Annotated in this window: 12 protein-coding genes; 8 read left to right on the top strand and 4 right to left on the bottom strand. The window is 35.3% G+C overall.

The window, feature by feature from the left end; all coding sequences use genetic code 11:
• Position 1: 1 nt before the first annotated feature.
• The 4 genes from AOY20_RS00855 to sdsA form a co-directional block, all read right to left on the bottom strand.
• A complete protein-coding gene (locus tag AOY20_RS00855; protein WP_054580119.1) occupies positions 2-1252 on the bottom strand; it encodes an efflux RND transporter periplasmic adaptor subunit in 1251 nt (416 codons plus the stop codon).
• Between the two features lie 19 nt (positions 1253-1271).
• Positions 1272-1889: a phosphatase PAP2 family protein gene (locus tag AOY20_RS00850; RefSeq protein WP_054580118.1), complete on the bottom strand. Its 618-nt coding sequence runs from the start codon at positions 1887-1889 to the stop codon at positions 1272-1274.
• Between the two features lie 155 nt (positions 1890-2044).
• Positions 2045-4084: a site-specific recombinase gene (locus tag AOY20_RS00845; protein WP_054580117.1), complete on the bottom strand. Its 2040-nt coding sequence runs from the start codon at positions 4082-4084 to the stop codon at positions 2045-2047.
• Between the two features lie 19 nt (positions 4085-4103).
• Complete coding sequence (gene sdsA / locus AOY20_RS00840) at positions 4104-5081, bottom strand: All-trans-nonaprenyl-diphosphate synthase (protein ID WP_054580116.1); 978 nt, start codon at positions 5079-5081, stop codon at positions 4104-4106.
• Positions 5082-5516: 435 nt separating this feature from the next.
• On the opposite strand from sdsA, the gene rplU reads away from it, so the two are divergent.
• The 8 genes from rplU to AOY20_RS00800 all read left to right on the top strand — a co-directional run bounded on the left by rplU (position 5517) and on the right by AOY20_RS00800 (position 13313).
• Positions 5517-5828: a 50S ribosomal protein L21 gene (gene rplU / locus AOY20_RS00835; protein WP_054580115.1), complete on the top strand. Its 312-nt coding sequence runs from the start codon at positions 5517-5519 to the stop codon at positions 5826-5828.
• Positions 5829-5847: 19 nt separating this feature from the next.
• A complete protein-coding gene (gene rpmA, locus AOY20_RS00830; RefSeq protein ID WP_054580114.1) occupies positions 5848-6102 on the top strand; it encodes a 50S ribosomal protein L27 in 255 nt (84 codons plus the stop codon).
• A gap of 217 nt (positions 6103-6319) precedes the next feature.
• Complete coding sequence (lolA, locus tag AOY20_RS00825; RefSeq protein ID WP_054580113.1) at positions 6320-7012, top strand: outer membrane lipoprotein periplasmic chaperone LolA; 693 nt, start codon at positions 6320-6322, stop codon at positions 7010-7012.
• Between the two features lie 234 nt (positions 7013-7246).
• The gene (locus AOY20_RS00820) at positions 7247-8029 is read left to right on the top strand and encodes an RsiV family protein (protein WP_054580112.1); all 783 of its coding nucleotides are present in this window, start codon (positions 7247-7249) and stop codon (positions 8027-8029) included.
• A 118-nt stretch (positions 8030-8147) separates the two neighbouring features.
• On the top strand, positions 8148-9419 hold the full coding sequence (gene serS, locus AOY20_RS00815) for a serine--tRNA ligase (protein WP_054580111.1): 1272 nt from the start codon (positions 8148-8150) through the stop codon (positions 9417-9419).
• Between the two features lie 66 nt (positions 9420-9485).
• Positions 9486-10862 carry a siroheme synthase CysG gene (gene cysG / locus AOY20_RS00810; RefSeq protein ID WP_054580110.1) on the top strand — a complete coding sequence of 459 codons (1377 nt, stop codon included), beginning with the start codon at positions 9486-9488 and terminating at the stop codon, positions 10860-10862.
• A gap of 35 nt (positions 10863-10897) precedes the next feature.
• Positions 10898-11377, top strand: coding sequence for a tRNA (cytidine(34)-2'-O)-methyltransferase (locus tag AOY20_RS00805; protein ID WP_054580109.1), 480 nt, complete (start codon positions 10898-10900; stop codon positions 11375-11377).
• A gap of 601 nt (positions 11378-11978) precedes the next feature.
• Positions 11979-13313 carry a solute carrier family 23 protein gene (locus AOY20_RS00800; RefSeq protein ID WP_054580108.1) on the top strand — a complete coding sequence of 445 codons (1335 nt, stop codon included), beginning with the start codon at positions 11979-11981 and terminating at the stop codon, positions 13311-13313.
• Positions 13314-13360 lie beyond the last annotated feature (47 nt).

The following is a 13360-nucleotide window of genomic DNA, read 5'->3' as shown; positions in this document are numbered from 1 at the left end:
CTTATGCATTTGAAGTAGATTTTTGTTCTGGTTTTACATCAGCTTGTTTTTCTGGCTGAGCGCTTTTTGGAGCCATGCTTTGAGGTGCTGCACCTTTAGGTTGATATGGCTTTGCTATAACTTTTTGCTCAGGTTTTACTTTTGCAATACCATCAACAATGATTTTATCGCCAGGTTTAAGTCCTTCTGTCACAATCCAATTTTGACCTTGTGTACCAGACGTTGTTACTTGACGAGACTCTACTTGTCCTTTCGCATTTACAAGCATTGCCATAGCTTGACCTGTTGGCGTACGTGAAAGTGCTGCTTGAGGAACTAAGAAAGCATTTGGAAGAATGCCTTGTACGATTTGCGCATTAACAAACATACCTGGTAATAAACCATCATTTGGATTGTTAAAGGTTGCTCGTAAAAGAATAGTACCAGTATCAGGATTAACGCTTGCATTTGAGAATGCTAAACGACCTTCAATTGGATAGTAACTACCATCATCAAGTTTCAACTTTACCACAGGATTGTTTGCATCGCTTACTTTCCCTTCGTTGATTTGTTTACGTAAACGTAAAAGTTCAGCACTTGATTGGTTAATATCAACGTAAATTGGATTTAAGCGTTGAATTGTGACTAAAGGATCAGCTTGATTTGCTGTGACTAAAGCACCAACAGTGACAGTAGAGCGGTTTGTTTTACCTGAAATTGGTGCACGAATTGTTGAGTAACCTAAGTTAATTTCAGCATTTCGAACTTGTGCTTTAGATGCTGCTACATCAGCTTCTGCAAGTTTTACCTGTGTTACAGCATTATCATAATCTTGTTTTGAAATGGCATTTGAGCTCACAAGCTGACGATAACGTGCTTCGGTCACACGTAACATATTTAGATTTGCAATTTGACGATTCAAGGTTGCTTTTGCATTTTCTAAATCTGCATTATTGGTACGTGAGTCTAGTTGATAGAGTGCTTGACCTTCTTGAACATAGCTGCCTTCAACAAATAAGCGTTTTAGAATGACACCACTTGTTTGAGGGCGAACTTCTGAAATTTCATATGCTGAAGTACGACCAGATAGTTCAACTGTTTGTTCAACACTTTGTGGCTGAGCAACAATAACACCAACTTCAGTTGGTGGCATTTGTTGGGCTGCCGCAGCTTGCTGAGCATCTTTTGGATCTTCGCTACAACCAACAAGTGCAATACTTGTTGCTAATGCGCAAGCAGTCAGGGCAGGGGCCCAAAGCTTTGCCGACATCATTCTTCCACCTCGATTAGATTTAATCTAAAACTATAAATTTTCTTGAGCCTTCTAATTTGATACAGATTAGATAGGTTATTGAAATATATATCAAACCGGTACCCCAGCCAGCGAGTACGTCTGATGGGTAATGTACACCTAAATAAACACGTGAAATACCCATGACAACCATCCAAATTATAGAGAAAAATAGAATTACTCTAAATTTTTTTGACTGCGAGTACGCATAAATGGCTAAACATCCAAGTGCCGTCGCATAGACTGTATGCCCACTAGGAAATGAAGAACCAAACACATTTACAAGATGATAAATTTCTGGTGGACGAGGTATTGAAATTAAGTATTTCAATAACCATGTAAGAGAAATACTTCCCAAAAGTCCAAACCAGACAAAATTGATCCGTCCGTATTTTTTTAACAACTTTGCGTAAAAACACCATAATGTTGTTATAAATAATACAAAAGGTATGCCACCCAAATATGAAAGTACAATGGAAATTTCATTTAATTGTTGTGTTCTTTGGTGACTAAACCACTCAATTATTGCTAAATCTATAGCATTGAGTGGGGTTATATTGAGTATCAAAAAACTGATAATTAAAAGAAAACTGCCAAAAATAATCATGAAAGTTGGCACATTATCATCCTTGTAAGTGTAATCAATGACGAGTACAACCTAATTCATTGAACAAAGTGTACCCATCAGTACACTTTATTTCAAGCACCACAAACATATGCTTTTTTAAAAAATATTTCATAGATAAGATATGTTTTGTTTTTATTTTAATCAAATCATTTATCTGTATTCTGCTGTTCGTTGATTTCAAGTTTCTTTTCTGGAGGCCAGAAAAAGTCACTTGGTCGTGTTAAAAAGTGTGTGAGTACAAGTTTTGCAAGTGGTTTCCATTGTTCAAAACGAACACGTCTAGCACGTAATGCTACAATAATTGTGAGGCTAAAGCTTACAAATAAGTTTGTTAAACCAATAAGTAAGACACCGAAAAATGAAACTAATATTAGACCAATGTCTGGGGTATCATTAATCGTCATTAAGCCCTGTATAAAGTTAGCAGAAGCAAAGGCAATGTGACGAATATCGAGTGGTAAGCCTAAAATATACCCAAGCGTACCCATACTTCCAAGCATAATACCAAATAAAAAATTACCTGCTAAAGCACCAAGATTTCTCTCAATATAATTAGCAAAATTATCTAATCTCGGTTGTCCCAATATTTTCTTTAAGCGATAGTCTGCTTTTATACGTGGACCAATCTTACGGTACACAGCCATATTGTCATAATAACCAGCAAGTAATCCTGAGAAAAATAAACAAACCCCAGCAATAGCTGCATGCGGAATTGCTAAAGAGGTAAATGGATTAAGATCGTGTAATGTTTTTGCTGCTTTGGCATGATTCATTAGTGGTTCATGTAAGGCAAAGTCCCAGAAAAAGGCAATCAATGCAGCAACAGGAATTGCAATGGAGATATTTCCTAAAATAGCAATGAACTGTGTTCGAATAATATTAATAATTAGTGCTGCAAGTTCTGCAATTTGGGCGGTTTTAGATCCTTTGCGATGATGTACGGTCGCAGCCAGAGCAGCAGCCGTCATCGCAGGTTGCTTTGTTGCAACAGTAAAGTGCAACACATGAATCAGCATGAAGCCTAGAGAGTAGTTCATACTATATGAAAATGCTTGCATTAATGGCGCAAGTGTAAGCCGAGTCATTAAGGTTTTAATGGTTGCCATACATGCAATAATAATTCCGGCGCCTGCAGCCGACTTATACATGCTTCCAAAACCTTTTTTATCGGTACTTACATAGTGTTCACCTGTTTTACTCGCATTTTCTGTTACTTGTAATGCTATTAATTCACTATTTGTTGCTAAAAGTGAGCGAACACTTGTTTCACTATAAATTGCATCAGTAATGTCTGTAAGTAACTGACCAATAGATTCAAAGCGCACTTCATCTTCTTCAACAATAAGATTAAGAATAATTTCAATACGCTCTAAGCATTGTTCAAGTAGTGAAAGAAGATAAGTTAAGCTAATACTTACCCCAATTCGTTTAGTCGATCGTCTGATTTTTAAGACAACATCTCTACATTGTTCAAGCATGACAAGGGCTTGAGATGCATCAGGCGGTGTTATAGCACTAACATCATCTGCGTTTTGATGAAGTTGTTTATATTGCTGAATAAACTCAATAATTTCTCTGTTTTGCACTAAGAATGGAGATTCATATTCTGTAAGTTCAGGGTAAGCATTGATAAATTCAGGATATAAACCAATTCCACTGACACGATAAGATAAAACAGTTAAAGCTTTAATTAAGTCAACCCGAATGAGGCGCTTTTCATTTTGATTTGCATTGCTTTGATTCAAAATTGAAAATAATTGGTTCCATTCAGTGCAAGAAATACTATCTAACCAATATTGATCACTTCGTTGATGAAAAACCCGTCGAACTAAATCTTGCAGTTGATTTGGATCATTAATTAAAGGAAGAAAATATGCACCAAGACGCTGAAATAGCTGATTCCAAAAACCATCTAATGACAAAATACCAGTATCAGCATAAAGACTAGTTTGCTTATATTGACTAATGAGCTTAAGTACAAAACTTTGGAGCGTAATTGCTGCTGCTGGTGTAATTAATAGTGCTTCAATAAAGCTTTGAAATTTTTGATGAATTTCATCTATATTGTGAGTATCTGTTGGGCGAATACGACTAACTAACTCAATTAATAAATCATCTTCAAGAACAGCTTGAGTATCTAGCTGTTCTTTCATTTTTATCAGTAAGTCATTGATTTGAATGTGCATGAGCAATTAAAGTGATGTTTTATTGAATACGATTAAGCGCAAGTAGTGCTAACTTTTCAAGCGCTAATCTGTATTGGCTATTTGGTAATTCATGTAATGCTTGAATGGCTGTATGAGTTTCTTCAGTTGCACGTTTTCGACAATAATCTAATGCACCTGAATTTTGTACAATTTGAATGATTTTATCTAAGTCTGATGTACCACCCGTGGCAATACTTTTACGAATAAGATCATGATCATCACCTACAGTATTCTGTAAAGCTGAGATTAACGGTAAAGTTGGTTTTCCTTCCATAAGATCATCACCAATATTTTTACCTAATGTTTCAGCATCAGAGGTGTAATCTAAAATATCATCAATAATTTGGAAGGCATTACCAAAATGACCAGCATATCGTTTTAAAGGTTCACGGTATTGATCTTTGCCAGATAAGATTGCAGAGCCTTCTGTTGCTAATTCAAATAAGCGAGAAGTCTTACCATGAATAATATCTAAATATGTTGCTTCAGTTGTATCTGGTTGGTGTTGTGATTGTAATTGTAGAACTTCACCTTCTGCAATTTCACATGTTCCTGTAGAAAAGTCTTTTAATAACACCATGTTTTCTAAATCGACTAATAGGTCGAATGCACGTGAAATTAAAAAGTCACCAACAAGTACCGCAGTTTGATTATTCCAAGTGGCATTTGCCGTTGGACGACCACGACGTAGACCAGATTCATCAACAACATCATCATGAACGAGCGTTGCTGTATGGAGCATTTCAATAATTGCAGCGAGTTTACGATGTTTTTCTAAATCTTCAGTACCACATGCTTTTGCTGCAAGTAAGCACATAATAGGACGCATGCGTTTGCCGCCTGCTTCAACAACATGTTTGCTTACTGCCATCACTAATGCAACTTTAGATGTTATTCCTTCATTAATAAATGTATCCATCGTGGCAAAATCAGTGGCAACTGGAGCGAGAATATCTTGCTTAAAATCGATGGTCATGTGAAGGGAAACCTCATTTATTCGATGTAAAAGTTGAAAAGTACAGTTTGGTGAGTTTTGCCATAGTATACAGAAATGTGCGCTTGCTAAGTCTGCCAAAAAATAAATTTTTAATCTATAACGTTGTACTCGGTTAAAATAGATAAGTTTTTAATATTCAAACTTAATATTGAATACTCAAACAATATCAATATTGTAGCTAATTTTTCATTTGGGAATATTAGATTTCTACATGCTTTTGATACTATGAATACTGTATGAAAGCAACTGTTTATAAAGTATGCATATGGCTTGTGATAATATTTTCAGCAAATGACTTGTTGTTTATATGAATATCACTTAAAATCTTTGCCCTTATATAACCCCAGTGGTGCTCGTTTTAAGTTCGATATATCCCTTTATCGGCACGACAACACGGGTAAGTTGGAGTACATTATGTACGCAGTAATCCAAAGCGGTGGTAAACAGCACCGTGTAGTTGAGGGTGAAACCCTTAAAGTTGAATTATTGAAAGCTGAAACTGGCTCAACTATTACGTTTGATGACGTATTAATGGTTGTAAATGGCGATAGCATTCAAATCGGTGCTCCAGTTGTAGCTGGCGCTAAAGTAACTGCAGAAGTGGTTAGCCATGGTCGTCACGACAAAATCCGCATCATCAAAATGCGTCGTCGTAAACATTACCGTAAACAACAAGGTCACCGTCAATGGTTCACTGAGTTGAAAATTACTGGTATTTCAGGCTAATTCACTAGGAGTATAAGACATGGCGAGTAAAAAAGCCGGTGGTTCTACTAAGAACGGTCGTGATTCGAATCCTAAAATGTTAGGTGTTAAAGTTTACGGTGGTCAAACTGTAACTGCAGGTAACATTATCGTTCGTCAACGTGGTACAGAATTCCACGCTGGTGCAAACGTTGGTATGGGTCGTGACCATACATTATTTGCTACTGCTGATGGCGTAGTAAAATTCGAAGTGAAAGGTCAATTTGGCCGTCGCTACGTAACTGTTGAAGCATAAGCTTTAATAGAAAAAGCCCACTTTTTAAGTGGGTTTTTTTTAATAATTATTCAAATAATAAATAATAAAATGTTTTTTCTTCATCATCATGGAGAAATCTGCACAATTCATATGTATAACAAAACAAATCTTCTTATTTTCTCTAAATTTATGAGTTTTAATTGGTTTAATATAAGACATTACATCATTGCTTTAAGCAAATATAAAAGGTGAATCTATGAATATGCTTCGTAAAACTGTATGTACTATTGCTTTAGGTGCAGTATGTATGACACCTATGATGAGTACTACTGTATTTGCTGCCACAGCGGCATCGGAGCAGCAAGCAGCAGCGAGTTTGATTAACCAATTAAATGGATTACAAAGTTTAACTGCCAATTTTGAACAAACTACTAAAGTTCATAATACAAAAGCAGTTAAAAATAAAGGTTTAACCGCTCAGCACATGAATCAAACTTTTAAAGGTGTGATGAAAGTTGAGCGTCCAGGGAAGTTTTATTGGGAAATAACATCACCAGTAAAACAAACAATCGTATCTTCAGGGAAACTGGTTTGGATTTATGATCCAGATTTACAACAGGCTGTGCGTCAAAGTTTAGATGACCAAGTTGCAAATACGCCTGCTTTATTATTGTCTGGTAATACTAATCAAATTATGAGTAGTTATAAAGTGACTCAACCAGATAAAGCAAAAACGTATTACACATTAATTCCAAAAAATAAAGAAAGTGCTTTCCAGAGTTTAACAATTAGCTTTAGTGCGAAAAATAAACCATCGTTGATGGTGCTACAAGATTCATTAGGGCAAACAACGTATGTGAAGTTTAATAATGTGAAAGTAAATAGTACGATTCCAGCATCTACCTTTAATTTTGTTCCACCAAAAGGAACAGACATCATTGATCAATAAGTAGTTTTGTTTATGTAAAAAGCTAAAGAATTCTTTTTGTGAAATATGAAAGCAGTCCTTATGGGTTGCTTTTTTATATCTTAGTAAGTTTTTGTGTTTTATTATATTTTATTTGTATTTTTTGTGTTTTTAATCACTAAATAAGTGTTTGTATATTATATTGGGGTAATAAAAAATTATATGTAGTTTGTTATAGTTTAAATAGTTATTTAAATATATAAAAAGGGAGTGAGCATGAAGCTCATGCAAGTCAAAACTTCGGCTGTAGTTGCAACTGTTGCTATTTCAATGAGTTTATTGGCGGGATGTAAACCTCGAAATGAACCAGTTGCAGATAAGCAAGTTGAAGTAAAAGAAGAACAGACAATACCTTTAATTCAAGCTAAAACGGTTGAGATGAGTCTTCTAAAATCAGAAGCATGTAATGTGGAAGGTTGTACGCAATATGATCTTCAAACTATCGAAACAAATGTAGATTGGATTAATCAATATTTTGAAGATCGTATTCAAAAAGCAGAACCTGCTGCATTTTCGGCTGAGCCAAATGAACAGGTGAAGGTTGGAGAAGGAGCTGTTGCTGGTTTAAGTCAAAGTAGTATGTCAGTACGATATTTGAGTCAGTGGTATAAAGTCGCAACATTTATTGTTGATTCATATACTTATAGTGCAGGGGCAGCACATGGTTTATACCATAAAGAATTTGTAAATTTTGATTTAAGTTTACAAAAACGTATTGCTTTACAAGATATTTTAATTAAAGGGACTGAACGAAAAGTTCTTGATGAGCTTTATTCAGCAAATGCTAATTGGTTAAATGATCATGCGATTACTAGAGATAAACTACAATTAAGTGATAACTTTTATTACGGTGTAGATGGGCTTGTTTTTGTATATCCATTATATGAATTAGCAAGTTATGCAGAAGGTATGCCTGAACTCATTTTACCTTACCGTGTGAGTCAAGCTGTGATTAAACCAGAATATTTGCCAAGTTTACCAAATTATAAAAAACGTTAATCAGTATAAATAATGATTTTATTGTCTTAATAAGGCACAGCTGTAAGCTCTATCACTGTATTTTTTAGTGCTAAGAGCTTACACTATAGCCAGTTTTTTTCTTTACTCAAGATTGACTATGATCGACCCTAAATTACTTAGAAATAATATTGAGGCTGTTAACTTAGCCCTCGCTAAACGTGGTGTACAACTCAACGTAGAAGAATGGGCATCATTAGAAGCTCGTCGTAAAGAAATTCAGTCCAAAACTGAAAATCTACAAGCTGAACGCAATGCAGGCGCGAAGCAAGTTGGTCAAATTAAAAAAGCAGGTGGTGATGCTTCAGAAATCATGGCGCGTATGGGTGCTATTGGTGATGAAATTAAAGCTGCTGAAGTTGAACTTACTGAATTACAAGCTGAAATTGAAGCTAAATCTTTATCTATTCCAAACTTACCACATGAGTCTGTACCTGAAGGTAAAGATGAAAGTGATAACGTTGAAGTTTTGAAATGGGGAACACCTCGTCAATTTGATTTCGAAATCAAAGATCATACTGATCTTGGTGAAATGATGGGTGGTTTAGAGTTTGAAACTGCAACGAAGTTAACTGGAACTCGCTTTAGCGTATTAAAAGGACCATTAGCTCGTTTACAACGTGCTTTGACTCAATTTATGTTAGATACACATACTTTGAAAAATGGTTATACCGAAGCTTATGTACCCTATTTAGTGAATGCTGACTCTTTACGCGGTACAGGTCAGTTACCTAAATTTGAAGAAGATTTATTTAAACTTCAAGGTGAAAAAGAATTTTATCTTATTCCTACAGCTGAAGTTCCTGTAACAAACTTTGTGCGTGATGAAATTATTGATGCAGATCGTTTACCACTAAAATATGCCGCACATACACCATGTTTCCGCAGTGAAGCTGGTTCTTATGGTCGCGATACACGTGGTCTAATTCGCCAGCATCAATTTGATAAAGTTGAAATGGTTCAGATTGTAAAACCTGAAACATCAATGCAAGCACTTGAAGATTTAACAGGTCATGCTGAAGGAATCCTTCAAGCATTAGGTCTACCATATCGTAAAATCGTATTGTGTGGTGGTGATATGGGCTTTGGTGCAATCAAAACTTATGATTTAGAGGTTTGGGTACCAAGTCAAAATACATATCGTGAAATTTCTTCGTGTTCATGCATGGGCGATTTCCAAGCACGTCGTATGAAAGCACGTTACCGTGTAGACCAAAAGAAAACTGAATTCGTGCATACTTTAAATGGTTCAGGTTTGGCTGTTGGTCGTACATTATTGGCAGTAATGGAAAATTATCAACGTGCCGATGGTTCAATTGAAGTTCCTGAAGTTTTACGTCCATATATGGGTGGTGCAACTTATATCGACTAACTGTTGATGTAAGAGAGTGTGTAAATGTCGGCTACGGCAATCAGATTGATATTTTGAGGTTATTTGGTGGATATTTTTCCAATCTCTTTAAAGTTGCAGAAGCAACGTTGTTTGATTGTCGGTGGCGGACATATTGCCTATCGAAAAGCAGTACTTTTAAGCAAAGCAGGTGCAATAATTGATATTGTTGCCCCTGAAATTGATGCACAATTATTACAATTGGTTGAAGAAAGCCAAGGGAAATATATTCAGGCTAAATTTGATCAATCGATACCTTTAAATATGTATCGGTTAGTGATTGCCGCAACAGATGATGCACAAACCAATAAAAATGTATTTGAGGTTTGTGAAGCACAGAATATTTTAGTGAATAGTGTGGATGATCCACCACATTGTCGTTTTATGGTGCCAGCGATTGTTGATCGTTCACCACTTGTTATTTCAATTGCCAGTAATGGTACTTCTCCTGTTTTATCTCGTCAGATTCGTACTCAACTTGAAACAACTATTCCGCATGGTATGGGCAAACTTGCTGAATTTTCTGGAAAATGGCGTAGTCAGGTTAAAGCAAAAATTATCAATCCTGATGAACGTCGTATTTTTTGGGAAAATTTATATGCAAGTTCACTTAAGGAAAAAGTCTTTAATGATTGCTTAGATGAAGCGAATCAAATTATTGAGCAAGCATTAATTGAGTGGAAAACACCTAAAGGCGAAGTGTATTTAGTTGGAGCAGGTCCAGGCGATCCTGAACTTTTAACCTTAAAAGCTTTGCGTTTAATGCAGCAAGCAGATGTTGTGATTTATGATCGTTTGGTGTCACAGCCTATTATGGATTTATGCCGCCGTGATGCAACTAAAATTTATGTAGGTAAAGCACGTTCAAATCATGCTGTACCACAAGAAGGCATTAATGCTTTATTAGTAAAATATGCTCAAGAAGGTAAACGTGTTTGTCGCTTAAAAGGTGGTGATCCATTTATTTTTGGTCGTGGTGGTGAAGAAATTCAAGAACTTTTTGATGCAGATGTTGCATTTCAAGTTGTACCTGGAATTACTGCGGCATCGGGATGTTCAGCATATGCAGGCATTCCATTAACACATCGTGATTATGCACAAAGTGTGCGCTTTTTAACTGGACATTTAAAAGAAGGTTCGCCAGAACTTCCTTGGAATGAACTCGTCTATGAAAATCAAACCTTAGTACTTTATATGGGCTTGGTTGGATTGGAAAAAATTTGTCAAAGACTGATTGAATATGGTCAAAGACCAAATATGCCTGTTGCGTTGATTTCGAAAGGAACAACGCCAGAGCAAAAAGTCGTGGTTGGAACTTTAGCAGATATTGCTTCTAAAGTGACTGATCATCAAATACAAGCACCAACACTAACCATTATTGGTGAAGTGGTTTGCTTGCGTGAACAATTACAGTGGCAAGGCTAATTGCTTTGTTACATTGAAAAGAGTAGAGATATCCTGTGATTCATGTAGTGTTATACGAGCCTGAAATTCCAAGCAATACAGGGAATATCATTCGTTTATGTGCGAATACAGGGGCACAATTGCATTTGGTTAAACCATTAGGTTTTGAACTTGATGATAAAAAACTAAAACGAGCAGGTCTGGATTATCACGAATATGCACGTATGCAAATTTGGGAAAATTTTGAAGAATGTTTAGAAAACTTAAAATCTAAAGGTATTGAAATGGATGCAATTTATCCATTAACAACCAAGGGTTTTGAAACACCGCATACTTCTAATTTGAATCGACCTGTTGCTTTGTTGATGGGACCTGAAACTCGTGGTTTGCCAGAACACGTACGTTTAATGTTTCCGAAAGAGCATTGGATTCGTTTACCAATGGCTGCAAATTCACGTAGCTTAAACTTATCAAATGCGACTGCCGTAATTTTATATGAAGCATGGCGTCAACAAGATTTTAAAGCATTAATTTAATAAATTTAGCCATCCTTAGCCTATTTATATTAATTTGTCATTCAAATTAAATGCTATGGATGGCTTTTTTGATTAATGTATAAAATTAGAAAGGGAAGCTGTAAAATATATTTCTAATTTTATTGATAAATAAAATAATATGTTCGAATAATAAGAATTTAAAATAAAATATTAAAACTAAGTGAATGAATTTAATTGAAAATATTTGATATTAAAAATATATATTTATTTCCTTGAGTAGGTGTTTAAATTTGACTTTTTGTTCAAAAATGGAACAGTTGATGTTATTTTGGTGCAAATTAAATTTATAAATTTCTATAAGTTATGAATATTGAGCTGAATTTTTAGATTTTTATTATTTAAGTCATTTGAAAATCATATTTTTAATATTTGGTATATTTGTTGCTTAAAAAATAATGAATATTTTAAAAAGTTATTCAAATAGTAAGGTGTGAATAAATTTTGACATTACTTTTATTAAACCAGTTAATTACAGTTTTTATAAAAGAAAAAATTACTATCTGAATAATATTGCAATTACTTTATCAGGCTAATGCCATTAAGTATTAGCTCACATAGCCGTAAATTGGGGTGGTATGTGATGAAAGAAAGTTGGTTTGTGAAATTTAAGCCTTATCAAGGCAATATTGATAAAACTCCCGTATCTATGAATGAATATTTGCCCCCTGCGCAGACGATTATTCTTGGTTTACAGCATACATTTGCCATGTTTGGTGCAACTGTATTGGCACCATTGTTGATGGGCTTCGATCCGAGTTTAACAATCTTACTTTCGGGTATAGGAACAATTATTTTCTTCTTAATTACAGGTGGTCGAGTACCAAGTTATTTAGGGGGAAGTTTTGCTTTTATTGGTGCTGTAATTGCTGTTACTGGTTATAGCGGATCTGGGCTAAATCCTAATATTGGTATTGCTTTAGGTGCAACAATTGTCTGTGGATTATTCTATGCACTGATTGGCTTGATTGTGATGAAAACAGGTTCGCAATGGATGGAAAATTTACTTCCTCCAGTCGTTGCAGGCGCTATTATTATGATTGTCGGGCTAAATCTTGCACCTGGGGCAATTCGTGCAATCGCTGGAAATTCATTTGATACATGGATGGCATTGCTTACAGCTATGTGTATTGGGGGAATTGCTGTTTTTACAACAGGTATGTTAAGACGATTGCTTTTATTGGTTGGTTTAATTATTTCTTATCTTATTTATTTTGTACTTGCAAATATGATGGGCTTTGGAAAACCAATTGATTTTGCACCTGTGGCAAATGCAGCTTGGTTTGGTTTGCCTGCATTTCATCAACCAGAATTTCAGCTGAATGCAATTTTATTGATTACACCAATTGCTTTTATTCTTATTGCAGAAAACTTGGCTCACTTTAAAGTTGTGAGCGAAATGACAGGCAAAAATATTACCCCGCATATGGGAAAAGCATTTTTTGCTGATGGTATTTGTACATCTATGTCTGGTGCGGTCGGAGGAACAGGTTTAACGACGTATGCTGAAAATATTGGAGTAATGGCGGCTACTCGTATTTATTCATCGATTGTTTTTGTTGTTGCGGGTTTATTTGCCATTATTTTGGGTTTATCTCCAAAGTTTGGTGCTGTTATTAGCACTTTACCTGTCGCGATTTTAACAGGTACATCAATGATTGTATTTGGCCTAATCGTGATTGCAGGTGCAAAAATTTGGATTGAAAATAAAGTTGATTTTACGCACAACGGAAACATTATTGTCGTCTCTGTTACTGTGATTATGGGGGCTGGAAATTATTCAATTTATATTGGAAGTTTAGATTTAGGGGGAATTACCACTGCTACATTTGCAGGCATTATTTTAAATCAAATTTTTAATCGTAAGAAAAAGCTTAAAAAGACGTTAGATGTGAATGTCTCGGCTGAAAAAGCATAAGCCAAATATTGTTGTGGGCTCAATACAAAGAATTCAAATACATTGGG

It is taken from the genome of Acinetobacter equi (genome assembly GCF_001307195.1).
Lineage (GTDB): Bacteria > Pseudomonadota > Gammaproteobacteria > Pseudomonadales > Moraxellaceae > Acinetobacter > Acinetobacter equi.
This window is presented reverse-complemented; position numbering and strand designations above follow the sequence as displayed.